Genomic DNA, 25,143 nt, shown 5'->3' with positions numbered 1-25,143 from the left:
AGATTCTATCAGGCGAAGATGGGAGCCTCGGCGCGCGCGACCCAGCGACCCCGATGCTCGACGACGGCGATCGGGAATCCGAACGTCTCGGCGAGGTTCTCGCGCGTGAGCGTCTCGCGCAGCGGTCCCTGTGCCACCGCGCGGCCCTCGCGCACGAGCATCACGTGGGTGAACCCCACGGGGATCTCCTCGACGTGGTGCGTGACCATGATCATCGCGGGCGTCGACGGCGCCTGCGCGTATCCCGTCAGCAGCTGCAGGAGCTCCTCGCGCGCGCCGAGGTCGAGGCTCGCGGTGGGCTCGTCGAGCAGCAGCAGCTCGGGATCGGTCATCACCGCGCGCGCCACCTGCACGCGCTTGCGCTCGCCATCGCTCAGCGTGCCGAACACGCGATCGGCGAGGCCATCGAGCTTCCACTCGGCGAGCACGCGCATCGCACGCCGCTCGTCGATTGGCTCGTACTGCTCGTTCCAACGGCCGAGCACCGAGTACGCCGCCGTCAGGACGACGTTGAGCACCGTCTCGTCGGCAGGAATGCGCCGCGCGAGCGCCGTCGAGGCGAACCCGATGAACGGGCGGATCTGGAACACATCGGTCTTGCCGAGGCGCTCGCCGAGCACGTCGACGGTTCCCGTCGTCGGGAACATCATCGTGTCGGCGATCTGCAGCAGCGTCGTCTTACCTGCACCGTTCGGACCGAGGATGACCCACCGCTCGTCATCGTTCACCGTCCAGGAGATGTTGTCGACGATATTGCGGGCGCCACGACGCACGACGACGTCGTTCATCTCGAGCACGGAAGTCATGAGTTCGAGCCTACCGCCACGCTCCGACTACTGTTCTGAGGGTGACTGCGCGTTTTCTCGTCGTTCTCGACGCCGACTCCACCCTGATCCGCAACGAGGTCATCGAGCTCATCGCCGATGAGGCGGGCCGTGGTGCCGAGGTCGCCGCCGCGACCGAGGCCGCGATGCGCGGCGAGATCGATTTCGCCGCGAGCCTGAGGTCGCGTGTGTCGGCGCTCGCGGGCGTACCGGTAGCGGCGTTCGAACGTGTGCTCTCGCGCATCGAGCCGACGCCGGGGGTCACAGAGCTCACCGCCGCCGTGCACGAGCGCGGGGGCCTCGCCGGCGTCGTCTCGGGCGGGTTCCACGAGATCCTCGACGAGCTCGCCCCGACGCTCGGCGTCGACTTCTGGCGCGCGAACCGGCTCGCGATCGAGAACGGAATCGTCACGGGCGAGGTCGACGGCCCGATCGTCGACGCGCAGGCCAAGGCGGATCACCTCGCCGCGTGGGCGGCCGAGCACGGCATCTCCCCGCACCGCACGATCGCGATCGGCGACGGCGCGAACGACCTCATGATGATCGCGTCCGCCGGGCTCGGCGTCGCGTTCAACGCCAAGCCCGCGGTGCGCAGGGCCGCGCCCGTGTCGGTCGGGCCCGTGGATCTTTCTCAGCTGATCCCGCTGCTGCCCTGAAGCCGACTGCCGCTCGCTCGGGCGTCAGTGTCCCATGCCGAGGCCGCCGTCGACCGGGATGACGGCGCCCGAGATGTAGCTCGCCTCGTCGCCCGCGAGCCACGACACGACCCCCGCAATCTCCTCGGCGGTTCCGTAGCGACCGGCCGGGATCTGCTTGCGGTACTCGGCCTGCGTCTTGTCGTCGAGCTCGGCGGTCATATCCGACTCGATGAACCCGGGCGCCACGACGTTCGCTGTGATCCCCCGCCCCCCGAGCTCTCGCGTGATCGCGCGGGCGAACCCGACGAGTCCCGACTTCGACGCTGAGTAGTTCGCCTGTCCCGCGACCCCGAAGAGCCCCGACACGCTCGAGATCAGGATGATGCGGCCGCGGCGGGCCTTGATCATCGACTTGATCGCGCGCTTGACGGTGCGGAACGCCCCGCCGAGGTTGGTGTCGACCACGTTCGAGAAGTCGTCGTCGCTCATGCGCATGAGCAGCGTGTCCTTCGTAATGCCGGCGTTCGCGACGACGATCGTGATCGGGCCGAGCGCGGACTCGACCTCTGCGACCGCCTGGTCGAGCGACGCCGCGTCGTTCACGTCGGCGATCACGGTCAGAGCGCCTGCCGGACCGGATCCGCTGCGCGCCGTGACGGCGACGCGATATCCGTCGGCGACGAGGCGCTCGGCGATCGCGCGTCCGATTCCCCTGTTGCCGCCCGTGACGAGGGCGACGCGATCCGAGGTGGCGGGTGTGCTCATGGGGTGTTCTCCTGCTGTCGGGGTGGGGCAGACGCCAGCCTATCCGTCGGGTTCTCCGGAATGCGGTGGGCGCGTCGCCCCAGTACTCTAGAATCACCGACCGAGGGAGAGTGCGATATGTCCGACTACCAGCAGCCCGTACCGCCGCAGCCGCCGTACAACCAGCCGTCGGCGCCCCAGCCGCAGTACGCGCAGCCGTATCCGGTCGCGCCGCAGCAGCAGACCAATCCGATGGCGCTCACGTCCTTCATCTGCGCGCTCGTCTCCCCCGCGTCGTGGCTGCTGAGCCTCATTCCGCTCCTCGGCGCGATCCTGTCGGTGCTCGCGCCCCTCTCGGCGGTGCTCGCCGTGATCTTCGGACACATCGCGCTGTCACAGATCAAGAAGCGCGGTGGGGGCGGTCGCGGGCTCGCGCTCGCCGGCGTCATCATCGGCTACGTGCTGATCCTGTTCAGCATCGTCATCTTCATCGTCCTGGCGTTCGTCGCCGCCGCGCTGCTCGCCGGATTCAGCACGATGTGATCCCCGGCCTCGCCCCAGGTGCGAGGCCTAAACTGGGGTCATCGTGAAGCACCGCAGCAAGGCTCCCCAATCGGCGACGTCGATCGACGAATCGCCGGAGGATGACGAGACCGCCCGCATGAAGCGGTACGTCATCATGATGGCCGTGCGCACCGTGTGCGTCGTGCTCGCGTTCGCGGTGCAGCCGTGGGGGTGGCAGACCTTCGTGTTCGGCATCGGCGCGGTGTTCCTGCCGTACTTCGCGGTGGTCCTGGCCAACCAGGCGAACGCGCACGTGCGAACATCCGCTGTGAGCCCGGAACGCTACCTCGACGCCCACGGCCCGGCGACCCAGGCGGATCCCGCCGGCGACGTCATCCGCATCGACGAGGCGCCCGGTGATGAGAAACGGTCCCCACAATGATCCTCGGCTTCTCCCCCGAGTCTCCGCAGTGCTCTCGCGCCGAGTGCCGCGCCGACGCGGCGCGCAGCGTGGTCTGGCGCAACCCGAAGATCCACACGATAGACCGTCGCAAGGTCTGGCTCGCGTGCGATGAGCACGTCGAATACCTGCGCGATTTCCTCGCGTCCCGCGCTTTTCCGGTGACGGTCGTCGACGGCGTGTCCGACGGATCCGGTGTCGATCTTCCAGAGGAGTCCCGATGAAGACCTGGCCCCGCGCCGCTCGGTGGGTCGTGTACGCGGTGATCGCGCTGCTGTTCGCGATCGCGTGCGCGTTCCTGTCGAATTGGCAGTTCGTGCGCGGCGAGGAGCGCGCCGCCGCCAACGCGCTCGTGGAGAACAACTACGACGCGGATCCCATCGCGTTCGACGAGCTGATGAGCGGCACCGACGATTTCGATCCCGATGACGAGTGGCAGCCCGTGCTGCTCACGGGGCACTATCTTCCGGACGAGCAGCTTCTGGTGCGCAACCGGCCGCGGGGCGGCACGAGCGCGTACGAGGTGATCGTGCCGTTCGAGCTCGACGACGGTCGGATCGTGGCCGTCGACCGCGGGTGGGTGCCGCCCGAGTACGGCGGCGATGAGGTCGCCGCCCCCGACGCACCGACCGGCGAGATCACGGTGATCGCGCGGGCGCGCGGGAGCGAGCCGCAGACGGCATCCGGCCAGACCGCGCCCGACGGGCAGCTGCCGACGATCCACGTGCCCACGATCGCCGACATGCTGGGCGAGAGCGTCGTGACGCCGATCTACGCGATCATGGCCTCGGAGGATCCGGCCCCGGCCGACGCGCCCAACGCCATCGAGGCGCCCGAGATCGACGCGGGCCCGCACCTGTCGTACGCGATCCAGTGGATCCTGTTCGCCGTCATGGGCTTCGTGTTCATCGGATACATGATCCGCACGGAGATCCGCGCGAACCGCGAGGACGACACGGACGACGATGAGGATGACGAGGACGATCTCGACGACCTCCCGCCGCGCCGGAAGCCGCGCGCCCGCCGCCCGAAGCGCCGAGACCGCGACGCCGACGCCGAAGACGCCATCCTCGACGCCATCTGACCCGCATTCCATCCTGGGCGCCGCGGCGCGTGCAGCGCAAGGCGGAGGAGGGAAGGCGCACGAACGTGCGTCGACCGACCGACAACGCAGCGATGTGCGTGCCGCGGGGTTCAGGCCAAGGTGATGAGATCGAGGTATTCGCGGTTCCAGATGTCCTCGACGCCGTCGGGGAGGAGAAGGACGCGCTCGGGGTTGAGCGCCTCGACGGCGCCCTCGTCGTGGGAGACGAGAACGACGGCTCCCTCGTAGTGTGCGAGCGCGCCGAGGATCTCTTCGCGGCTGGCGGGGTCCAGGTTGTTCGTGGGCTCGTCGAGCAGCAGCACGTTCGCGCTGGAGACGACGAGGGTCGCGAGCGAGAGCCGCGTCTTCTCGCCGCCGGAGAGGACGCCGGCAGGCTTCAGGACGTCATCGCCCGTGAACAGGAACGATCCGAGCACCTTGCGGGCTTCGGTCTCGTTGAGGTTCGGCGCCGACGAGATCATGTTCTCGAGCACGCTGCGGTTCACGTCGAGGTTCTCGTGCTCCTGCGCGTAGTAGCCGATCTTGAGGCCGTGTCCGGGCTCGATCTGCCCTGTGTCGCTCTCGTCGACGCCGGCGAGGATGCGCAGCAGCGTGGTCTTTCCCGCGCCGTTGAGGCCGAGCACGACGACCTTGGAGCCGCGGTCGATCGCGAGGTCGACCCCCGCAAAGATCTCGAGCGCGCCGTACGACTTCGATAGGCCGGAGGCCATGAGCGGCGTCTTTCCGCACGCCGACGGCTTCGGGAAGCGGATGTTCGCGACGCGATCGGCCTGGCGCACGTCGTCGAGGCCCGCGAGCAGCTTCTCAGCGCGCGCGACCATCTGGTGCGCGGCGGCGGCCTTCGTCGCCTTCGCGCCGAACTTCGCGGCCTGCTGACGCAGCGCCGACGCCTTCTTCTCGGCGCCGACGCGCTCCTTCTTGCGGCGCTCCTCGTCGGCGACGCGCTGGCGCTGGTAGAGCTTCCAGCCCATGTTGTAGATGTCGATGATCTGGCGGTTCGCGTCGAGGTAGAACACGCGATTCACGGTCTCGCCGACGAGCTCCACGTCGTGGCTGATGACGATGAGCCCGCCCTTGTACGACTTCAGGAACTCGCGCAGCCACACGACGCTGTCGGCGTCGAGGTGGTTGGTCGGCTCGTCGAGGATCATCGTGTCGGCGTCGCTGAACAGGATGCGCGCGAGCTCGATGCGGCGGCGCTGACCGCCGGAGAGCGTCTTGAGCGGCTGGTCGAGGATGCGATCGGGCAGCGACAGGTTCGAGGCGATCACGGCGGCCTCGGCCTCGGCGGTGTAGCCGCCGATCGACTCGAAGCGCTCGGTGAGGCGGCCGAACCGCCGCATCGCCTTCTCGGCGACGGCCGGATCGGGCGATCCCATCTCCTCCGTCGCCTGCGAGATGCCGGCCTGCAGGTCGCCGAGGCCGCGCGCGTTGAGCACGCGCGTGCGCGCGAGCTCCTCGGGGTCTCCGGTACGCGGATCCTGCGGCAGGTAGCCGAGCTCGCCCGACACCTTCACGGATCCGTCGGCGGCGGCGAGGTCGCCCGCGAGCACCTTCGTGAGGGTGGTCTTGCCGGCGCCGTTGCGTCCGACGAGGCCGATCTTGTCGCCGGCCGCGACGCGGAAGCTCACATTTTCCATGAGCAGGCGCGCACCGACGCGGATCTCGAGATCACTGACGGCAAGCACAGCGCACCTGTCTCTTTCGGGGGTCGGGGTTCCGGCCGAATATGGCCAGCCCCCAAGTATAGGAGGCGTCCGCTGGGAACCCTCGTTACGCGAAGTAGAGATGATGGTGCAGTCTGCACCCGTCGTTGAAGCGGCCGCCGCACGCGTCGCACATGCCGGTCGCGCGGTAGTGCCGAATCGACATGGTCTCGCCGCATCGTCCGCACAGCAGCGCGCGGCAGTCGTTCTGATCCGCGCGCCACCGAACGGCCTCATGGCCGGCGTGATGCTCGTGACAGGCGTAACACGGATACCACGCGTTGCAGCACGGGAACAGAATCGCGAGCACATCATCGTCACCGCGCCAGTGCGCGCAGCGTGTCTCGTCGTCGACAACGGCACCGCGAATCGTCATCCCGCGGACGTTGCGCGGCGTCTCCGCGCAGGTCACGCGATGCCGCGCGAGGTGAGCGAGTCGGCCATGTCGTCGGCGTGGCGCAGCGCCATGACGAGCAGGGTGACGATCGCGCGCGGGCCGAGGCGCACGCCCCGCGCGATCTGCGCCTCGCGGATCCGCGCGGCCATGCCGCTGATGACGGGGATGACCGCGATCGTGAGCTGCACCGTGAAGGCGACCCGCCACGGATCCACCCCGAACTTCCGGAACGGACCGAGCACGCGCTGCAGCACGTCGATCGTCTCCTCCGCGGGCGTCGTGAAGGTCACGAGCGCGGCGAGCATCACGACCGCGACGACGCGCACCGTGTTCGCGGTCGCGAGCTCCCAGCCGAGGAAGATCGTCTGCGTCCCGGCCAGCAGCACGATGATCCATTTCAGCGTCCACAGCTGGCGCGCCCACGCGCCCACGCCGATGCCCCCGACGATGAACAGGGCGGCGACGGACGCGAACGCGATGGCCGCGGTCCACACCGTGCGCGGGAGCAGCGTCAGCGTCACGGCGCCGACGAGCAGGCCGAGCAGCTTCCAGCCGGCGGGCGTGCGGTGCAGCAGGCTGTGGCCGGAGCGATACAGGGCGATCATGCGAACTCGCGCACGTAGTGAGCGATGACCTCGCCCGGATCCCCTTGGGCGACGAGGTTGCCGTCGGCGAAGTGCAGCGCGACGTCGCAGCGGCGCGCGAGGTCGAGGTCGTGCGTGACGATGACCGTCTGCTCGGCGATGGGCCCGTCCTCCTCGCCCAGCAGCAGCCGCGCCATGCGGCGCGCGTTGCCGAGGTCGAGCAGCGTCGTCGGTTCGTCGGCGATGACGACGCGCGGCTCGCGGATCAGCACGGCGGCCAGCGCGAGGAGCTGCTTCTGCCCTCCCGACAGGCTGTGCGCCGGCTGGTCACCGCGATCCGCGAGCCCGAACCGCGCGAGCGCCTCCGTCATGAGGACCGGCACTTGCCCCTTCGGCACCCCCGCGGCGCGCAGGGACAGCGCGAGGTCCTCGCGCGGCGTCGGCATCAGGATCTGGGCATCGGGATTCGAGAACAGGAACCCGACGGCGCTGCGCGCCCGCTTCGGCTCGCGCGCGGGGTCGATCCCCCGCACCTCGACGCGCCCCTCGGTCGGCGCGACGAGCCCGTTGAGGGTGCGGGCGAACGTCGACTTGCCGGATCCGTTCGCCCCGATCACCGCGATGCGCGGCTGATCGAGCTCGGCGCTGACGCCCGAGAGGATCCGTGCACCGTCGATCTCGACCCCGACGCCCTCCGCCCGGATCATGCCGCGCTCGACGCCGGAACCGATTTCTTCGCGCGCACCCGATCGGGGAACGCCGGCGGATACGCGCGGGCGAGCACAAGGGTGAGGAACGTCGCGATGACGACCTTGATGATGTCTCCGGGGAGGAAGGCGAGCGACTGCAGCGCGGACACGCCGAGCGGCTGGCCCGCGACGAGCGACTGCACGGGCAGGCCGAAGGCATAGATGACGAGCATCCCTCCGACGACGGCGCCGAGGCCCACGCGCCACCATGTGATCGGCCCGGAGTGCGCGATCGCGCCGATCGCGGCGGCGCCGAAGAACCATCCGATCAGGTAGCCGCCCGTCGCCCCGAAGAAGCTGCCGAATCCGCCCCCGCCGCCGGCGAGAACGGGCAGCCCGATCGCGACGAGGATCAGCACGACGCCGACGGCCGCGGCGCCGCGCTTCCAGCCGAGCACGGTGCCCGCGAGAATCACGCCCAGAGTCTGCGCGGTGATCGGCACGAGCCCGGGAACGGGGATCGGGCCCATCAGCCCGAGCACGACGATGAGCGCCGCGAACACCGCCACGCGCGTGAGGTCGCGGGCGACCCAGGGATCTTTCTTCGTCGACATCATTCCTCCTGAACACCGTTCATTGAACATCGTTCAGTATAGTCATGAGCATGCGCGGATACGGACACGACCTCGAGGGGATCGTCGACGCGGCCCTGACGCTGCTCGACGAGTACGGTCTTCCCGACCTGTCGATGCGCAAGCTCGCCACGCACCTCGGCGTGCAGCCGAGCGCGCTGTACTGGCACGTCGCGAACAAGCAGACGCTGCTCGCCGCCGTCGCCGACCGCATCGTCGCCGGATCCGGCCCCGCGGCGGCGCCCGCGCCGGTCACCGAGACCGCATGGGCGCTGCGAGCAGCGCTGCTGCGTCACCGCGACGGCGCCGAGGTCGTCGTCTCGACCGCCGCGCTCTCGCTGGGCTCCGGCGTCCTCGAAGGGCGGTTGCGCGCGGCGTACGAGGCGGCAGGATCGCCGGACCCCGCGCGCGACGCGACGGTGCTCGCGCAGTTCCTGCTCGGCCACACATATCTCGTGCAGCAGCGCATGCAGGCGGCATCGATCGGCGCGTACGACGCGGACCCCGCCCAAGTGGCGGAATCGACCCGCGCCGACTTCGCGGCGGGCCTTCGCGCGCTCGCGCCCGGCGTCAGATGAGCGCGCCGACACGGCGCACGGCCTCCGTCAGGATGCCCGGCCCCGTGCCGTAGTTGAACCGCACGAACCCCTCGCCGGGCGCGCCGAACGAACGCCCGGCGTTGAGCGCAACCCGCGCCTCGGCCAGGATCTTCGCGGCGGGATCCTCGCCCCAACCGAGCGCCGACACGTCGACCCACGCGAGGAACCCCGCGTCGCCCGGCACGTATTCCGCACCGGGCACGTGCTCGGCGAGCAGGCCGCCGAGGAGCGTCTGGTTCGATCCGAGCCGGGCGAGGAGAGCGTCCAGCCAGGCATCTCCCTCGGTGTAGGCGGCGATGCCGGCCTTGATGCCGAACAGCCCCGTGCGCCACTCCACCTCCATCGGCATGTCGGCGACCAGCTTCGCGAGTCGGTCCGAGACCGTCACGAAGTGCGCGCACTTCAGGCCCGCGAGATTGAACGTCTTGCTCGCGCTGTGGATCGCGATGCCGACGTCGGCGGCCTCGGGCCCGGCCTCGAGGAACGGAGTGAACGCGCGCCGACCCGGCAGCGCGAGGGGCGCATGGATCTCGTCGCTGATCACGACCGCGCCGTGGCGTTCGGCGATCCGCGCGAGCTCTGCCAGCGACGCCGTCGTGTGCGCCGTTCCGGTCGGGTTGTGCGGGTTGCACAGCAGGATCGCGACGGCGCCGTCCGCGAACGCGCGCTCGATCCCATCGAGGTCGAGGATCCACCCGTCGTTCTCGCGCAACAGCGGCACGTCGACGCACACCGTGCGGGACTCGTCGTGCACGTCGAAGAACGGCGGGTACACGGGCGAGGTCACGACGACCTTCTCCCCCGGCTCAGCCACCGCGCGGATCGCCTCGGCGACGCCCATCATCACGTCGCAGGTCGTGCGCACGCGGGCCGGGTCGACATCCCAGCCCCACCGGCGCGATGCGAATCCGGCGAAGGCATCCGGGTACGCCGTCTTCGGCGGCACGTAGCCCGTGTCGCCGATCGCGAGCGCGTCGGTGAGGATCCGCGTGATCGGCTCGGCGAGCGCGAAGTCGGTCTCCGCCACGAACAGCGGCAGGACGTCGTCCGGGTGCGTCGCCCACTTCGTGCTCGTGCGCCGGCGGAGGATCTCGAGGGGCAGAGCGCCGAGCGGTTCCGTCATGCGTTCGAGCCTAACGGAACCCGATCCTCAGCCCTCGCGGATCCGCCACACAGCGCAATGCGCGCAGAAGGCCCGCGGCGCGTGCCGCGGGCCTTCTGAACAGCTCAGATCGCGAAGCCGAGGGCTCGCATCTGGTCGCGTCCGTCGTCCGTGATCTTCTCCGGGCCCCACGGCGGCATCCAGACCCAGTTGATGCGGAACTGTTTCACGATGCCGTCGAGCGCCTGTGCGACCTGCTCCTCGATGACGTCGGTGAGCGGGCAACCGGCGCTGGTCAGCGTCATGTGCACGACGAGAGCATCGTTCTCGTCGTCCCAGGCGAGGTCGTAGACGAGGCCCAGATCGACGATGTTGACCCCGAGCTCGGGATCCATGACGTCCTTGAGCGCCTCCGTGACCTCGTCGTACGTGTCAGGGGTGATCGTTGCGGCGGTCATAGCGCCACCCTACGCCTCGAGCGGGGCGTCGGCAGGCAGGTATGCCGCGTAGCCCTCGTTCTCGAGACGCTCGGCGAGCTCCGCGCCGCCTTCTTCCGCGATCTTTCCCTCGACCATGACGTGCACGAACTCGGGCTTGATGTAGCGCAGGATGCGGGTGTAGTGCGTGATCAGCAGCACGCCGAGGCCCGTGTTCTCCTTGGCGCGGTTCACGCCCTCCGAGACCACCTTGAGCGCGTCGACGTCGAGGCCGGAGTCGGTCTCGTCGAGGATCGCGATCTGCGGCTTCAGCAGCTCGAGCTGCAGGATCTCGTGGCGCTTCTTCTCGCCGCCGGAGAAGCCCTCGTTGACGTTGCGCTGCGCGAACTTCGGGTCCATGCGCAGGTTCTTCATGCCGCCGCTGACCTCCTTCGCCCAGGTGCGGATCGCCGGCGCCTCGCCGTCGATCGCCGTCTTGGCGGTGCGCAGGAAGTTCGTCACGGTGACGCCCGGGATCTCGACCGGGTACTGCATCGCGAGGAACAGGCCGGCGCGCGCCCGCTCGTCGACGCTCATCGCGAGGACGTCCTCGCCGTCGAGCGTGATGGATCCGCCCGTGACGTCGTACTTGGGGTGGCCCGCGATCGTCGACGCGAGGGTCGACTTGCCGGAGCCGTTCGGACCCATGATCGCGTGGGTCTCGCCGCTGCGGATGGTGAGGTTCACACCGTTCAGGATGGGGGTGGTTCCCCCATCCGTCTCGACCGTGACGAACAGGTCGCGGATCTCGAGAACAGCCATGTCAGTTTTCCTTCTTCACGTTGATGTCGATGAGCACGTCGTCGCCGTCGATTTCGACGCCGTAGACCGGAACGGGCTCGTAAGCAGGGAGGTTCAGAGGCTTGCCGGTGCGCAGCGAGAATGCCGAGCCGTGGGCCCAGCACTCGAGCGTCTCGTCCTCGACGAACCCCTCGGAAAGCGATACTTCGCCGTGCGTGCAGGTGTCGCCGATGGCGAACACCTCGTCATTCGAATCGCGCACGAGGGCGATCGGCACGCCCTCGACCTCGACGCGCCGTGCCTCGTCCTGGACGAGCTCGCTGAACGCGCACACGCGGACTCCGGTCACGGGGTCACTCCCTCGGCGATCTCGCGTTCGATGTCGGCGATGAGAGCCTGCTGCAGCTCCTCGATCTGGATCCGCTGCGGGATCTCGGTGAGGAACCCGAGCACGATGACGCGGCGCGCCTCGACCTCGGAGATGCCGCGCGAGCGCAGGTAGAACAGCTGCTCGTCGTCGAAACGGCCGGTCGCGGACGCGTGGCCCGCTCCCTTGATGTCGCCCGTCTTGATCTCGAGGTTCGGGATCGAGTCGGCGCGCGCGCCGGTCGTGAGCAGCAGGTTGCGGTTCGCCTCGTACGAGTCGGTTCCGGTCGCCCCCTCGCCGATGAGCACATCGCCGATCCAGACGCTGCGGGCGGTCTCGCCCTGGAGCGCGCCCTTGTACAGTACGTCGCCCGTCGTCTGCGCGCCCTTGTGGAACATGTAGACCTGGCTCTCGAAGTGCTGGCCGGCGTCGGCGTACGACAGACCGAACAGCCGTCCGTCCGCGCCCTCGCCCGAAAGCTCGAGGTTCGGGTTCACGCGCACGACGCTTCCGCCGAACGTGACCACGAAGTGCGTGAAGGTCGCATCGCGGTCGACCCGCGCCTGGTGCGCCGACGCGTGGATCGCGTCGTCGTCCCACCTCTGAACCGAGATGACTGTGAGGTCGGATCCGTCGCGAGCGATGATCTCGACGTTCTGCGCGTACTGGGCGCTGCCCGTGTGGTGCAGAACGACGGTGCCCTTCGACATCGTCTCGGCCTCGATCACGATGTGGCCGTCGGCGCGGAGGTCCGCGCCCTTGCCCGTGATGTCGAGCACGATCGGCTCGGCCAGCTCGGCCTCGCGCGGCAGCTTGATGTGCAGCGCCTCGGCCGAACCGTTCCAGGCGACGGCCCCGATGAGGTCTTCGGGAACGAAGAACTCGCCGCGGGGCGCATCTCCGATCGCCAGGCCGGCGCTCTGGAACTCGGCGCCCGACGAGAACGAGTAGCTCACGCCGTCGTTGTCCGTCGCCTGCGTGAACAGCGGCGCGATGCGCGAAACGGGGGTGTGCTTCCAGTTGACCTCGCGGCCGGTCGGCGTGCCGAACTCGTCCGGGTCGAACGACCGGGGTCGCTCGGAGCGGGTCTGAACCGGGCCGTTGACCGCGTCCTGCGGCTCGACGAGCGCGCGGGCCGGGTCCATGTGGCCGTGCTGATCCTGCGCCGCCTCCGGCGCTGTGGTACCTGTCGCCATTCTCAGCCGACCGATCCTTCCATGCCCATCTCAATGAGTTTGTTCAGTTCCAGCGCGTACTCCATCGGCAGCTCGCGCGCGATCGGCTCGATGAAGCCGCGCACGATCATCGCCATCGCCTCGGTCTCCTCGAGACCGCGGCTCATGAGGTAGAAGAGCTGCTCTTCGCTGACCTTCGAGACGGTGGCCTCGTGGCCGAGCACGACGTCGTCGACGCGGATGTCGATCGACGGATACGTGTCGGATCGCGACTGCGTGTCGACGAGCAGCGCATCGCAGATGACCGAGTTCGACGAGTGGTGGGCCTTCTCGTCGACGCGCACCTCGCCGCGGTAGCCCGCACGTCCGCCGCCGCGGGCGATCGACTTCGAGACGATCGACGACTGCGTGTACGGCGCCATGTGGATCATCTTCGCGCCGGCGTCCTGGTGCTGGCCGGGGCCCGCGAAGGCGACCGAGAGCGTCTCGCCCTTGGCGTGCTCGCCCATGAGGAAGATCGACGGGTACTTCATCGTGACCTTGGATCCGATGTTGCCGTCGACCCACTCCATCGTCGCGCCCTCTTCCGCGATGGCGCGCTTGGTGACGAGGTTGTAGACGTTGTTCGACCAGTTCTGGATCGTCGTGTACCGCATGCGGGCGTTCTTCTTCACGATGATCTCGACGACGGCCGAGTGCAGCGAGTCGCTCTTGTAGATCGGCGCCGTGCAGCCCTCGATGTAGTGCACGTAGCTGCCCTCGTCGGCGATGATGAGCGTGCGCTCGAACTGGCCCATGTTCTCGGTGTTGATCCGGAAGTAGGCCTGCAGGGGAATCTCGACGTGCACGCCCTTCGGCACGTAGACGAAGGATCCGCCCGACCAGACGGCCGTGTTCAGCGCGGCGAACTTGTTGTCGCCGGCCGGGATGACCGTGCCGAAGTACTCCTCGAAGAACTCCGGGTGCTCGCGGAGAGCCGTGTCGGTGTCCATGAAGATGACGCCCTGCTCCTCCAGGTCCTCGCGGATCTGGTGGTACACGACCTCGGACTCGTACTGCGCGGCGACACCGGCGACGAGGCGCTCGCGCTCGGCCTGCGGGATGCCGAGGCGCTCGTACGTGTTCTTGATGTCGTCCGGGAGGTCCTCCCAGCTCTCAGCCTGCTTCTCCGTGGTGCGCACGAAGTACTTGATGTTGTCGAAGTCGATCTCGCTGAGGTCGGCGCCCCACGTCGGCATCGGCTTCTTTTCGAAGAGCTTGAGGGCCTTGAGCCGGTTCTTGAGCATCCACTCGGGCTCGTCCTTCAGAGACGAGATCCCGCGCACAACGGCTTCGCTGAGGCCGCGCTGTGCGGCGGCGCCTGCGGCATCCGAGTCATGCCACCCGAACTCGTACACCCCCAGGCTGTCCAGCTCGGGGCGATCGATCAGCACATCAGACATATCGGCTCACACTCTCCTCTAGCGGGTCTCGAACAGTGTCAGCTGTTCCACTGCGCCGGAGTGGACGCGGTGTGGGTGGACCCTCATTTTTAGCGCAGGTCGCGCGCCTAGACTGTTCGCGGATCCGGTGCGCTTGCGCTCACCGTTTCCTTCATGGCTCAATTCTACAGGTCTCGCCCCGCTGTTCGTCTGTTTCCCCGGAACGCGCAGGGCAAGTTCAGGAGCAGCACGCAATGACCATCTCCCCCGCGCTCAGAGTATTCGCCTGGCTGTCGTTCATCGCCGAGGTCATCATCATCGGCACCGGCGGCGCCGTGCGCCTGACCGGCTCCGGACTCGGCTGCGACCAGTGGCCGCTGTGCACGCCCGGTTCGCTCGTGCCGACCCAGGAACTGGGGATCCACGGCCTGATCGAGTTCGGCAACCGCACCATGACGGGCGCCGTCGGGATCATCGCGCTCATCGTGCTGCTGCTCGCGCTCTCTGCCGCGGGCGGGCGGCGCGCCGTCGTGCCCGCGCTCGTCTTCGCCGTGGGCGGCGTCGTCGTCGCCATCGGCGCATACGTCGCGTTCACGGCGGCGGGAGCATCAGGAGCGGTTCCGATGTCGGTCGTGCTGCTGGCGGCCGTGATCGCCGGGGCGATCTACTCGCTCGTGAAGACGCCCGTCCGGCGGGACCTGCTCACCCTCGCCTGGATCGTCATGGCGGGCGTGATGGCACAGGCCGTCGTCGGCGGCAGCGCGGTGCTGACGGGCCTGAACCCCTTCATCGTCGGCTTCCACTACGCCTCGTCCCTGCTGCTCGTGTGCGTCACGACCGCGTTCCTGGTGCGGCTGCGCACCGCGCCCGGCCCGCGGGAGCTCGCCGTGCCGAAGTGGTACCTGATCCTCGCGCACGTCACGTCCCTCGTGCTCGCCCTGACGATCGCGTTCGGCATCCTGACGACGGGCAACGGCCCGCACTCCGGCGACGCGGCCGTCGTGCGCACCGGCTTCGATGCGTCCGTCCTCGCCCACGTGCACTCGTGGCCGGGCTACACGCTGATGGCGCTTGCGGTCGTCCTGGTCGCGGCCGCCTGGGCGCTGCGCCTCCCCACGCGCGGCTGGGTGAGCGCCTTCACCCTGGTCCTCGTCGTGCAGATCGCCGTGGGCGTGTGGCAGGCGAACGCGGCCCTTCCGCCGCTGCTCGTCGGCATCCACATGCTGCTCGCCGCGCTGTCGGCGGCGGCCTACGTCGTCACAATCTTCGCGATGAAGCGCCCGGTCGCGGCACAGGCTGCGCGCGAAGAGCCCGTGCTCACCGCGTAGGACCTAGCGGCAGCTCTTCGTGGCGTCGATGAGCTCCTGCTCCGGCGGCACGCCGTCGAGGTAGAAGTCGACGCCGTTGCCCCAGGGGTTGTCGAACCCCATGCCGATCGCCCACGATGTGGCCATGAGCTCGGCGTCGCCCTCGAACGTGTCGTTCAGGAGATCCTGGCACTGCGAGGTGATCACGTGGCCGGCCTCGTGTGCCACGAGGCCCTCGAAGCGCGGGTCGGGCCAGTACGCGGCGACGCTGTTCGACAGCTCCATCGTGGCGTACCCGCCGTCGAGGTAGTGCCACTCGACGTATCCGCCCGCGGAGACGCCCTCGCCCAGCCCGTTCACGATCGGCGCCCAATCGAAGTCGACACGTGCGTCGCCGACGATCGACCGGACGAACTCCTCGACCTCGAGGCGGGTGTCCGAGTGCCCGTCGCCCTGATCCTTCTCGGCGATCTCGGACGCCTGCGAATCCTCGACCGCCGCGGCGGCCGCGGCGTACTCGCCGATGTAGTAGGTCACGTGATCCTCGCTCGTGGCGGCGAAATCGGCCGCGTACTGCAGGTCGATGCGCACGCGCGCCTCGGAGGAGATGTTGTCCTTCTCGATCTGGTCAGCCCGATCCGGGATCTCGGCGCGCAGCTCCGCGACCGCCGTGTCGAGCTGCGGCGCCTTCTCGTCGAAGAGCGTCGCGGCCTCGGCGAGGGCGTCGGCATCCTCGCGGAGCGCGGCGGCCTCGTCCTCGAGCGCCTCCGCGGCGGTCGTGTACGCCTCGACCGTGTCGTACGTCTCGGGTTCGATCGTGCCGGCGCCTTGGGGATCCGGAGCGGGCGCGGAGCGGAGCTCGTCCGCGATCTCGCGCACGGCATCGAAGCCGTCCGGATCCAGGTACGGTTCGGCCTCGTCGGTCGCGACCGCGTCGGCGACCTCGAGCGCCTCGCCGGCGACCGCTCTGCCGTCGTCCGCCAGGGTGCGCTGGTCGTCGTAGTCCGACGCGGCCGCGTTGCGCTCCTCGACGGCCGCGGCGTAGCGATCCTCCGCCGAGCGGCGCTCGAGGAACGGCGGCACGAAGAGGAGCGCCGCGATCAGCGCGACGACGAGCACCCCGGCGACGATCACCCACGGGATCCATCGACGTCGCGTTCCAGGCGTCATGATGCCCGCGCCGTCCGTCCGGCGTCGCGGCGCCGCGACCCGAGGTCGAGGAGCGCGACCGCGAGCGACGCCGCGAGGAAGCCGATCACGGTGAGCAGGCCCATCGCATAGGCGTCGTTGAACACGGTCGTGTGCGGCACGGTTCCCTCCTCGCGATAGATCGTCGCATAGAACAGGCTCAGCGCGATCGCGACGCCGATCGCATTGCCGACGCGCTGGCCGAGCTGCCCGACGGATCCGGCGAGGCCGCCCTCCGACGGCGGGATCTCCGCAAGGGTCAGGGTCTGGTTCGGCGAGATGACGCAGCCGCCCCCGATGCCGCCGACGGCCATGATCCCCGCCATGATCCAAGGCGTGGCCTCGTCGGTCGCGTAGTGCGCGGTGGCGATCAGGGCGAGGGCCGAGATCAGCACGATCACGATCCCGAAGATGACGAGCGACCGGCCGAACCGGGCGACGAGCCGCCCGCTCTGCCACGACGCATAGGCGCTCAAAAGCGCGAATCCGATCGTCACGACGCCGGCGACGATCGCCGACATGCCGAGACCCTGCTGCAGGTAGAGCGCGGTGAGCAGGAACACGCACGGCATCGCCGCGAAGTACAGCGACTGCAGGATCGTGCCGTTGCGCCACGACGCGACGCGGAACAGCCCGAGCGGCACGAGAGGGGATCCGCCGCGGCGCTCGTAGCGGCGCTCCCAGAGCACGAACAGCGCCGCGAACGCCGCGCACGGCACCAGCAGCCACCAGCGCAGGGGCGAATCGCCCGGGGATCCGGTCGTCAGAAGGAAGGGGATCATGAGCGTCACGACGACGACGGCGAACAGCCCGAGCCCGACCGGATCGAGAGAGAATCGGGCCGGGTCCGGACGCCGCACCTCCGGCAGTACCTTCCACAGCACGAAGATCACGATGATGCCGAGCGGCACGTTCATCCAGAAGATCAAGCGCCAGCCGTTCTCGGCCCCTCCGAGCGCGATCAGGAGGCCGCCGATCGTCGGGCCGAACGCGGTCGACAGCCCGACGATCGCGCCGAACAGGCCGAACGCCGTACCGCGCTCCGCGCCCGTGAAGACCTGCTGGATCGTGCCCATCACCTGCGGCATCTGGACGCCCGCCGCGATGCCCTGCAGGAAACGTCCGATCACGAGCACCCACACGTTCGGCGCGAGGGCGCACAGGGCGCTCGACAGGACGAATCCGATCAGCCCGACGAGCATGAGCGTGCGACGCGAGCGCTGATCCCCGATGCGGCCGAACGGCACGAGCGAGAGCCCGAACGCGAGGATGTAGCCCGACACGACGAGCTGCAGCTCCGTGGATCCGCCTCCGAGCGCCTCTTCAATCGACGCGAGCCCGACGTTGACCTTGGATATGTCCATGATCGTGAGCGCCGCCACGGTCACGCTCGTCCAGAAGGCCTTCCAGCGACCGGCGTGATCGAGAGCGATCGAGCGGGTCGGGGGCGCCTGATCGTCATTGTTGCTCACCGGATCAGGCTACCGGCCTTATGACTGAGAGCGGGCGTCAGAAGGGCAACAGCGGGTCGACGGCCACCGCGACGAAGACGAGCGTCAGGTAGGTGATCGATGCGTGGAACACGCGCATCGGCCGCGCCTCGGATCCCTGCTCGGTGCCCGCCTTGGCCCGCACCGACATCGAATACATGCGGTGCGATTCGTAGATGAACCATCCGCCGAACACCAGCGAGGACGCCGTGTACACGATGCCCATCTCGGCGATCGGGATCAGGAGCAGCGAACACGCGACGGTCGCCCAGGCGTACAGAACGACCTGCAGCCCGACCTGCGCGCCGGAGCGCGTGGCGCCGAGCATCGGCACGTCGGTGGCGTCGTAGTCGCCCGCGTACTTCATCGAGAGCGGCCAGTAGTGCGGCGGCGTCCACAGGAAGATGAGCACGAACAGCACGAACGGCGCGACGGCGAGCGAGTTCGTCACCGCCGTCCACCCGATCAGCACGGGGAAGCATCCCGCGATGCCGCCCCACACGATGTTCTGCTCGGTGTGGCGCTTGAGCAGGATCGTGTAGATCACGACGTAGAAGAAGATCGCGAAGGTCGACAGGAAGACTGTCAGCAGGTTCGTGAAGGCGTACAGCCACACGGCCTGCACGACCGCGAGGACCCACGAGAACACGAGCACCTCGCGGGGCGAGACCTCGCCCGTCACGAGGGGACGGTTCTTCGTGCGCTTCATCACCTTGTCGATGTCGCGATCGAGGTACATGTTGAACGACGCCGCCGAGCCCGCACTCATGGCCCCGCCGATGACGGTCACGGCGACCAGCCACAGGTTGGGCACCCCGCCCGCTGCGAGGAACATGACGGGCACTGTCGAGACGAGCAGAAGCTCCATCACGCGGGGCTTGGTGAGAGCGACGTAGGCGGCGATCGTGCGCTTGAAGCCGCGGCCCTTCGAGGGTCGTGCGTCGAGCTTCGCCTCATGCGGCGCATGCTCAGGACGAGAAGTCGTCGACAACGCGCGGCCCTCCTGATCTCTCTGCCTCAGAACCGAGTTCATTCTATGCCATGTAGAAGTGAGAACTCGCCGACCCGATCGACATCCAGTGACGCGAGGGCCTTCAGCTTTCACTAAGCTAGAGGTGGAAACGCGCGTCGAGGCCGCCACGGGCACACGCCCGCGCGCGGTCGGGGCCCACCGGCCAGGCGCATCACCCAGTGACGAAAGGGCGGTCCCCGTGGCGGAACTGCGTTGGGACGAAATCGATCGACGAGCTGTTGACACGGCACGCGTACTGGCGGCAGATGCTGTCGAGAAGGTGGGCAACGGCCACCCAGGCACGGCGATGAGCCTCGCCCCGGCGGCTTATCTGCTCTACCAGCGCGTGCTGAACCACGATCCTGCGGACACGCACTGGGTCGGACGCGACCGCTTCATCCTGTCTGTCGGACACTCGTCGCTCACGCAGTACGTGCAGCTCTACCTCGGCGGCTTCGGCCTCGAACTCGACGACCTCGAGGCGCTGCGCACGTGGGGTTCGAAGACCCCCGGCCACCCCGAGTTCGGCGAGACGGACGGCGTCGAGATCACGACCGGTCCGCTCGGCCAGGGCCTCGCCTCGGCCGTCGGCTTCGCCTACGCCGCCCGCTACGAGCGCGGCCTGTTCGACCCGGAGACGGCCGCCGGCGAGAGCCCGTTCGACCACTACGTGTACGCGATCGCCGGCGACGGCGACCTCCAGGAGGGCGTCACGAGCGAGGCCTCCTCGCTCGCCGGCCATCAGCAGCTCGGCAACCTCATCGCGATCTACGACTCGAACCAGATCTCCATCGAGGACGACACCGACGTCTCCTTCACGGAGGACGTCAAGGGTCGCTACGAGTCGTACGGCTGGCAGGTGCTCGAGGTCGACTGGAAGAAGAACGGCGAGTACGTCGAGGACGTGCAGGAGCTCTTCGACTCGATCGAGAAGGCGAAGGCCGAAACGCACAAGCCGACCCTGATCATCCTCAAGACGATCATCGGCTGGCCCGCGCCCGGCAAGCAGAACACGGGCGCGATCCACGGCTCGGCGCTCGGCGCCGACGAGCTGGCCGCCACGAAGAAGGCTCTCGGCTTCGATCCCGAGAAGACCTTCGATGTCGCGAGCGACGTGATCTCGCACACCCGCGGACTCGCTTCCCGCGCCGCGGAGACGCGCGCCGCCTGGCAGCAGAAGTTCGACGCGTGGGCCGAGAACAACCCCGAGAAGAAGGCGCTCTTCGATCGCCTCGAGGCAGGCGAACTGCCCGAGGGCATCGAGAAGGCGCTCCCCGCGTTCGACGCCGGATCCGGCATCGCCACGCGCGCGGCGAGCGGCAAGGTGCTCAACGCGCTGGCGGCCGAGCTGCCCGAGCTGTGGGGCGGATCCGCCGACCTCGCTGGCAGCAACAACACCACGATCGCCGGCGCCGACTCGTTCAACGTGCCCGAGCACACGACGGGCATGTTCACCGGCACGCCGTACGGACGCGTGCTGCACTTCGGCATCCGCGAGCACGCGATGGCGGCGATCCTCAACGGCATCACGCTGCACGGCAAGACGCGCTCCTATGGCGGCACGTTCCTGCAGTTCGCCGACTACATGCGCCCTGCGGTCCGCCTCGCGGCGCTGATGAACATCCCGAGCATCTTCGTCTGGACGCACGACTCCGTCGCGCTCGGCGAGGACGGCCCGACGCACCAGCCCATCGAGCACCTCGCGGCGCTCCGCGCGATCCCGAACCTCGCGGTCGTGCGCCCGGCCGACGCCAACGAGACCGCGGTCGCATGGCTCGAGACGCTGCGCCGCCACGGCGGACCGGTCGGCCTCGCGCTGACGCGCCAGGGCGTTCCGACGTTCGATCGCTCGGGCGACGAGTTCGCATCGGCCGACCTCACGGCCAAGGGCGCGTACGTCCTGCAGGACGCGCCGAACGGTGCGCCCGACGTCATCCTCATCGGCACGGGATCCGAAGTGCAGCTCGCCGTCGAGGCGCGCGCGATCCTCGCCGCCGAGGGCGTGGGCGCCCGCGTGGTGTCGGCGCCGTCGCTCGAGTGGTTCGCCGAGCAGAGCGCCGAGTACCGCGAGAGCGTGCTGCCCGCGGGCGTGACGGCCCGCGTCTCGGTCGAGGCCGGCATCGGCCTGACGTGGCGCGACATCGTCGGCGACCGCGGCCGTTCCGTCTCGATCGAGCACTTCGGCGCGTCCGCCGATTACAAGACCCTCTTCCAGAAGTTCGGCATCACGACCGACGCGGTCGTCGAAGCCGCCCGCGAGACCCTCAAGGAGAACGCATGACTGCCCCCACCGAAAAGCTCGCCGCCGCAGGCGTGAGCATCTGGCTCGACGACCTTTCGCGAAACCGCATCACGACCGGCAACCTCGCCGAGCTCATCTCGACGCGCAGCGTCAGCGGCGTCACGACCAACCCGACGATCTTCGCGGGCGCGCTCTCGAACGGCGAGTCGTACTCCGAGGCTGTCTCCGGCCTCGCCGCGAAGCGCGTGACGACGGACGAGGCGATCATCGCGATCACCTCGACCGATGTGCGTGACGCCTGCGACATCTTCCGCCCGGTCTACGACGCCACGGACGGCGTCGACGGCCGCGTCTCGATCGAGGTCTCCCCCGACCTCGCGAACGACACCGTCGGCACCGTCGCCCAGGCGAAGGACCTGCACGCCCGCGTCGACCGCGAGAACGTGCTCATCAAGATCCCCGCGACGAAGGCCGGTCTTCCGGCGATCACGGAGACGATCGCGGCGGGCATCAGCGTCAACGTCACGCTGATCTTCTCGCTCGAGCGCTACGAAGAGGTCATCGACGCCTACCTCGCGGGGCTCGAGCAGGCCCGCGAGGCCGGTCACGACCTCACGAAGATTCACTCGGTGGCGTCGTTCTTCGTCTCGCGCGTCGACTCCGAGGTCGATTCTCGCCTTGCGGCGATCGGCACCGACGAGGCGACCGCGCTGAAGTCGCTCGCGGGCGTCGCGAACGCGCGTCTCGCGTACGAGCTGTTCGAGAAGCGCTTCGCCGAGTCGCGCGCGAGCGACCTCGTCGCCGCGGGCGCCAACGTTCAGCGCCCGCTCTGGGCGTCGACGGGCGTGAAGGATCCTTCGCTTCCCGACACCCTCTACGTGACGAAGCTCACCGCGCCGGGCACGGTCAACACGATGCCCGAGAAGACTCTCGAGGCGACGCATGACCACGCCGAGATCACGGGCGACGAGGTCACCCCGAACTACGCCGACGCGCACAGCGTGATCGACCGTCTCGCCGGCGTCGGCGTCGACTTCGCCGACGTGACGCAGAAGCTCGAGGACGAGGGCGTGGAGAAGTTCATCGCCTCGTGGCACGACCTGCAGAAGACCGTCGCCGATGCACTGGAGTCGGCCCGCTAGGAGCTCTTCGGCCGGGCCTCTCGCCGTGTGCGAGGGCCCGGCCTTGCGCTCTCGCGACCGACCGCGACCAGAAGGAATCCATGCCTGCTCCCATCCTCCGCGGGGTCAATCCGCTCCGCGACGCCGATGATCGTCGCCTCAACCGCATCGCCGGTCCGAGCGCGCTCGTCATCTTCGGCGTCACGGGCGACCTCGCCCGCAAGAAGCTTCTGCCCGCAGTGTACGACCTCGCCAATCGCGGCCTCCTGCCTCCGGGCTTCGCGCTCGTCGGGTTCGCCCGCCGCGAGTGGGAGAACCAGGACTTCGCCGCCGTCGTGCACGATGCCGTGAAGAAGCACGCCCGCACCGAGTTCCGCGAGGAGACGTGGCAGCAGCTCGCGCGCGGCATCCGCTTCGTGCAGGGCACCTTCGACGACGAGGAAGCGTACTCGCGCCTGCGCGAGACCGTCGATGAGCTCGACCGCGAGCGCGGCACCATGGGCAACCACGCGTTCTACCTGTCGATCCCGCCGAAGGCGTTCGACGTCGTCGCCCAGCAGCTGCTGAAATCGGGCCTCGTCTCCGAGGACTCGACCGCTGGCGACACCTGGCGCCGCGTGGTCATCGAGAAGCCGTTCGGCCACGACCTCGAGTCGGCTCGCGAGCTGAACGACTCGCTCGAGGCCGCGTTCCCGTCCGACTCGATCTTCCGCATCGACCACTACCTCGGCAAGGAGACAGTGCAGAACATCCTGTCGCTGCGCTTCGCCAACGAGATGTACGAGCCGATCTGGAACCGCAATCACATCGACCACGTGCAGATCACGATGGCCGAGGACATCGGCGTCGGCGGCCGCGCCGGTTACTACGACGGCGTCGGCGCCGCGCGCGACGTGATCCAGAATCACCTGCTGCAGCTGCTCGCGCTGACCGCGATGGAAGAGCCCATCAGCCTCTCGGCCGAGCACCTGCGCGCCGAGAAGGAGAAGGTGCTCGAGGCCGTTTCGCTGCCCGAGGATCTCTCGAAGGCGACGGCGCGCGGCCAGTACGCGGGCGGTTGGCAGGGGGGCGAGAAGGTTCTCGGGTTCCTCGACGAGGACGGCATGAACCCCCAGTCGGTCACCGAGACCTATGCGGCGATCAAGCTGGAGATCAACACGCGCCGCTGGTCGGGCGTGCCGTTCTACCTGCGCACCGGAAAGCGCCTCGGGCGCCGCGTCACCGAGATCGCCATCGTGTTCAAGAAGGCTCCCGAGCACCTCTTCTCGCGCGGGCAGTCATCGGATCTGTCGCAGAACGCGCTCGTGATCCGCGTGCAGCCGGACGAGGGCGTCACGACGAAGTTCGGATCGAAGGTTCCCGGCAACGGCACGCACGTGCGCGACGTCACGATGGATTTCGGCTACGGCCACGCGTTCACCGAGGCGAGCCCCGAGGCGTACGAGCGCCTGATCCTCGACGTGCTCCTCGGCGATCCGCCGCTCTTCCCCCGGCACGAGGAGGTCGAGCTGTCCTGGCGCATCCTCGATCCGATCGAAGAGTACTGGGCATCCACCGACGAGCCCGTCGAACAGTACGAACCCGGATCGTGGGGGCCGGCATCTGCCCAAGCCCTGCTCGAACAGGATGGCCGCGTCTGGAGGCGCCCGTGATCATCGATCTGCACGAGACAACCGTCGCAACGATCGCAAAGGAACTCGTCGCGGTGCGCGAGGAGGGCGGCGCCGTCGCTCTCGGACGCGTGCTGACGCTCATCATCAAGAGCGACCGCCGCACGAACGAACAGGCCATCGAGGCCGCGAACGATGCCTCGCGCGAGCACCCGATGCGCGTGATCGTCCTCGTAACGCACCCCGATGATGCCTCCCGACTCGACGCGCAGATCCGCGTCGGTGGGGACGCCGGGGCGAGCGAAGTCATCATCCTGCGCGCGCACGGCGAGGCGGCGGGCAACGCCGAGTCGCTCGTCACGGGTCTGCTCCTTCCGGACGCACCCGTCGTGGTGTGGTGGCCGGACAGCGCACCCGAGGCACCCGCACTCAGCCCGCTCGGCCGCATCGCTCAGCGGCGGATCACCGACTCCTCGCGCGCGGACAATGCGCGAAGCGGCCTGCAGAAGCTCGACGACACGTACCGGCCGGGTGACACCGACCTCGCGTGGACGCGACTGACGCGCTGGCGCGAGCACCTCGCGGCGGTGCTCGATCAGCCGCCGTACGAGCCGGTCACCGAGATTCAGGTGCACGGTGCGGCGTCCTCTCCCTCGACCGCGCTGCTCGCCGCGTGGCTCGGGCTCGCCCTCGAGGCGCCCGTGTCGTGGCAGTTCGAGCAGTCTGCTGACTGGGGGCACGGGATCCGTTCGGTGCGCCTCACCCGCGCATCGGGGGACATCCTGCTCGAGCGCCGCACCGAGTCGCACGCCGTGCTCACGCAGCCCGGCCAGCCCGATCACGATCTCCTCCTCCCCCGGCGCTCGCTCCGCGAGTGCATCGCGGAGGAACTGCGCCGGCTCGACGAGGACCGCCTCTACGGCCGCGTCATCACCGAGGGCTGGAACGCCCTGTCGCGCCCGATCGGCGCGGAGGAGCACTCCGAGTAGGCTCGCGCGAAAACGCCTGC

27 protein-coding genes are annotated in these 25,143 nt (G+C 68.8%); 11 read left to right on the top strand and 16 right to left on the bottom strand.

Going from position 1 to position 25,143, the window contains the following annotated elements; genetic code table 11:
* Positions 1-8 precede the first annotated feature (8 nt).
* On the bottom strand, positions 9-806 hold the full coding sequence (locus G510_RS0105835) for an ABC transporter ATP-binding protein (RefSeq protein ID WP_029152876.1): 798 nt from the start codon (positions 804-806) through the stop codon (positions 9-11).
* Between the two features lie 35 nt (positions 807-841).
* On the opposite strand from G510_RS0105835, the gene serB reads away from it, so the two are divergent.
* Positions 842-1,480: a phosphoserine phosphatase SerB gene (serB, locus tag G510_RS0105830; protein ID WP_029152875.1), complete on the top strand. Its 639-nt coding sequence runs from the start codon at positions 842-844 to the stop codon at positions 1,478-1,480.
* Between the two features lie 24 nt (positions 1,481-1,504).
* Here serB and fabG read toward each other — a convergent pair whose 3' ends face one another.
* Positions 1,505-2,227: a 3-oxoacyl-ACP reductase FabG gene (gene fabG, locus G510_RS0105825; RefSeq protein ID WP_029152874.1), complete on the bottom strand. Its 723-nt coding sequence runs from the start codon at positions 2,225-2,227 to the stop codon at positions 1,505-1,507.
* Between the two features lie 117 nt (positions 2,228-2,344).
* On the opposite strand from fabG, the gene G510_RS17445 reads away from it, so the two are divergent.
* From G510_RS17445 to G510_RS0105805, 4 genes are read left to right on the top strand one after another with little or no spacing between them, the layout of a single operon-like run.
* Positions 2,345-2,749, top strand: a complete 405-nt coding sequence (locus tag G510_RS17445) for a DUF4190 domain-containing protein (protein ID WP_051216426.1) — start codon at positions 2,345-2,347, stop codon at positions 2,747-2,749.
* 43 nt (positions 2,750-2,792) lie between these two features.
* Entirely contained in the window at positions 2,793-3,152 is a 360-nt protein-coding gene (locus G510_RS15520) for a DUF3099 domain-containing protein (protein ID WP_051216424.1), read from the top strand.
* A complete protein-coding gene (locus G510_RS0105810) occupies positions 3,149-3,394 on the top strand; it encodes a hypothetical protein (RefSeq protein ID WP_029152873.1) in 246 nt (81 codons plus the stop codon). The genes G510_RS15520 and G510_RS0105810 overlap by 4 nt, the downstream gene beginning before the upstream one ends.
* Complete coding sequence (locus G510_RS0105805) at positions 3,391-4,254, top strand: SURF1 family cytochrome oxidase biogenesis protein (protein ID WP_029152872.1); 864 nt, start codon at positions 3,391-3,393, stop codon at positions 4,252-4,254. The genes G510_RS0105810 and G510_RS0105805 overlap by 4 nt, the downstream gene beginning before the upstream one ends.
* A gap of 110 nt (positions 4,255-4,364) precedes the next feature.
* Here G510_RS0105805 and G510_RS0105800 read toward each other — a convergent pair whose 3' ends face one another.
* The 5 genes from G510_RS0105800 to G510_RS0105780 form a co-directional block, all read right to left on the bottom strand.
* The gene (locus G510_RS0105800; protein WP_029152871.1) at positions 4,365-5,963 is read right to left on the bottom strand and encodes an ABC-F family ATP-binding cassette domain-containing protein; all 1,599 of its coding nucleotides are present in this window, start codon (positions 5,961-5,963) and stop codon (positions 4,365-4,367) included.
* Between the two features lie 85 nt (positions 5,964-6,048).
* Positions 6,049-6,357: a CHY zinc finger protein gene (locus G510_RS0105795; RefSeq protein ID WP_036322145.1), complete on the bottom strand. Its 309-nt coding sequence runs from the start codon at positions 6,355-6,357 to the stop codon at positions 6,049-6,051.
* A gap of 32 nt (positions 6,358-6,389) precedes the next feature.
* A complete protein-coding gene (locus tag G510_RS0105790) occupies positions 6,390-6,983 on the bottom strand; it encodes an energy-coupling factor transporter transmembrane component T family protein (protein ID WP_029152869.1) in 594 nt (197 codons plus the stop codon).
* Complete coding sequence (locus tag G510_RS0105785; RefSeq protein ID WP_029152868.1) at positions 6,980-7,669, bottom strand: energy-coupling factor ABC transporter ATP-binding protein; 690 nt, start codon at positions 7,667-7,669, stop codon at positions 6,980-6,982. Before G510_RS0105785 ends, G510_RS0105790 begins: the two co-directional genes overlap by 4 nt.
* Positions 7,666-8,265, bottom strand: coding sequence for a biotin transporter BioY (locus G510_RS0105780; protein ID WP_029152867.1), 600 nt, complete (start codon positions 8,263-8,265; stop codon positions 7,666-7,668). The genes G510_RS0105785 and G510_RS0105780 overlap by 4 nt, the downstream gene beginning before the upstream one ends.
* Before the next feature lie 50 nt (positions 8,266-8,315).
* Here G510_RS0105780 and G510_RS0105775 point away from each other — a divergent pair, with 50 nt between their 5' ends.
* A complete protein-coding gene (locus G510_RS0105775) occupies positions 8,316-8,861 on the top strand; it encodes a TetR family transcriptional regulator (protein ID WP_029152866.1) in 546 nt (181 codons plus the stop codon).
* Here G510_RS0105775 and G510_RS0105770 read toward each other — a convergent pair.
* The 6 genes from G510_RS0105770 to sufB all read right to left on the bottom strand — a co-directional run bounded on the left by G510_RS0105770 (position 8,854) and on the right by sufB (position 14,185).
* Positions 8,854-10,005 carry a MalY/PatB family protein gene (locus G510_RS0105770; RefSeq protein WP_029152865.1) on the bottom strand — a complete coding sequence of 384 codons (1,152 nt, stop codon included), beginning with the start codon at positions 10,003-10,005 and terminating at the stop codon, positions 8,854-8,856. The genes G510_RS0105775 and G510_RS0105770 overlap by 8 nt on opposite strands.
* A gap of 104 nt (positions 10,006-10,109) precedes the next feature.
* A complete protein-coding gene (locus tag G510_RS0105765) occupies positions 10,110-10,442 on the bottom strand; it encodes a metal-sulfur cluster assembly factor (protein ID WP_029152864.1) in 333 nt (110 codons plus the stop codon).
* A 9-nt stretch (positions 10,443-10,451) separates the two neighbouring features.
* Positions 10,452-11,222, bottom strand: a complete 771-nt coding sequence (gene sufC / locus G510_RS0105760; protein ID WP_029152863.1) for a Fe-S cluster assembly ATPase SufC — start codon at positions 11,220-11,222, stop codon at positions 10,452-10,454.
* Between the two features lies 1 nt (position 11,223).
* The gene (locus G510_RS0105755) at positions 11,224-11,550 is read right to left on the bottom strand and encodes a non-heme iron oxygenase ferredoxin subunit (RefSeq protein ID WP_029152862.1); all 327 of its coding nucleotides are present in this window, start codon (positions 11,548-11,550) and stop codon (positions 11,224-11,226) included.
* On the bottom strand, positions 11,547-12,764 hold the full coding sequence (sufD, locus tag G510_RS0105750) for a Fe-S cluster assembly protein SufD (RefSeq protein ID WP_029152861.1): 1,218 nt from the start codon (positions 12,762-12,764) through the stop codon (positions 11,547-11,549). Before sufD ends, G510_RS0105755 begins: the two co-directional genes overlap by 4 nt.
* Positions 12,765-12,766: 2 nt before the next feature.
* The gene (gene sufB, locus G510_RS0105745) at positions 12,767-14,185 is read right to left on the bottom strand and encodes a Fe-S cluster assembly protein SufB (RefSeq protein WP_029152860.1); all 1,419 of its coding nucleotides are present in this window, start codon (positions 14,183-14,185) and stop codon (positions 12,767-12,769) included.
* A gap of 233 nt (positions 14,186-14,418) precedes the next feature.
* Between sufB and G510_RS15515 the strand changes: the two genes are divergently transcribed.
* Complete coding sequence (locus tag G510_RS15515; protein ID WP_051216422.1) at positions 14,419-15,492, top strand: COX15/CtaA family protein; 1,074 nt, start codon at positions 14,419-14,421, stop codon at positions 15,490-15,492.
* Positions 15,493-15,495: 3 nt separating this feature from the next.
* Here G510_RS15515 and G510_RS17440 read toward each other — a convergent pair whose 3' ends face one another.
* Genes G510_RS17440 through G510_RS0105725 form a run of 3 tightly spaced genes read right to left on the bottom strand, consistent with a single transcriptional unit; the run spans position 15,496 to position 19,140 of the window.
* Positions 15,496-16,641, bottom strand: coding sequence for a hypothetical protein (locus G510_RS17440; RefSeq protein WP_157560437.1), 1,146 nt, complete (start codon positions 16,639-16,641; stop codon positions 15,496-15,498).
* Complete coding sequence (locus G510_RS0105730) at positions 16,638-18,131, bottom strand: MFS transporter (RefSeq protein ID WP_281167426.1); 1,494 nt, start codon at positions 18,129-18,131, stop codon at positions 16,638-16,640. Before G510_RS0105730 ends, G510_RS17440 begins: the two co-directional genes overlap by 4 nt.
* A 37-nt stretch (positions 18,132-18,168) precedes the next feature.
* Positions 18,169-19,140, bottom strand: coding sequence for a heme o synthase (locus G510_RS0105725; protein ID WP_029152857.1), 972 nt, complete (start codon positions 19,138-19,140; stop codon positions 18,169-18,171).
* Between the two features lie 220 nt (positions 19,141-19,360).
* Between G510_RS0105725 and tkt the strand changes: the two genes are divergently transcribed.
* From tkt to G510_RS0105705, 4 genes are all read left to right on the top strand, one after another.
* Positions 19,361-21,442, top strand: coding sequence for a transketolase (gene tkt / locus G510_RS0105720; protein WP_029152856.1), 2,082 nt, complete (start codon positions 19,361-19,363; stop codon positions 21,440-21,442).
* Complete coding sequence (tal, locus tag G510_RS0105715; RefSeq protein ID WP_029152855.1) at positions 21,439-22,545, top strand: transaldolase; 1,107 nt, start codon at positions 21,439-21,441, stop codon at positions 22,543-22,545. The genes tkt and tal overlap by 4 nt, the downstream gene beginning before the upstream one ends.
* A gap of 80 nt (positions 22,546-22,625) precedes the next feature.
* Positions 22,626-24,176 carry a glucose-6-phosphate dehydrogenase gene (gene zwf, locus G510_RS0105710; RefSeq protein ID WP_029152854.1) on the top strand — a complete coding sequence of 517 codons (1,551 nt, stop codon included), beginning with the start codon at positions 22,626-22,628 and terminating at the stop codon, positions 24,174-24,176.
* Positions 24,173-25,123: a glucose-6-phosphate dehydrogenase assembly protein OpcA gene (locus G510_RS0105705; RefSeq protein WP_029152853.1), complete on the top strand. Its 951-nt coding sequence runs from the start codon at positions 24,173-24,175 to the stop codon at positions 25,121-25,123. Before zwf ends, G510_RS0105705 begins: the two co-directional genes overlap by 4 nt.
* Positions 25,124-25,143: the final 20 nt, after the last annotated feature.

This window comes from Microbacterium gubbeenense DSM 15944 (genome assembly GCF_000422745.1).
GTDB lineage: Bacteria > Actinomycetota > Actinomycetes > Actinomycetales > Microbacteriaceae > Microbacterium > Microbacterium gubbeenense.
The sequence above is the reverse complement of the archived record's forward strand: the minus strand, read 5'-3'. Positions and strand labels throughout refer to the sequence as shown.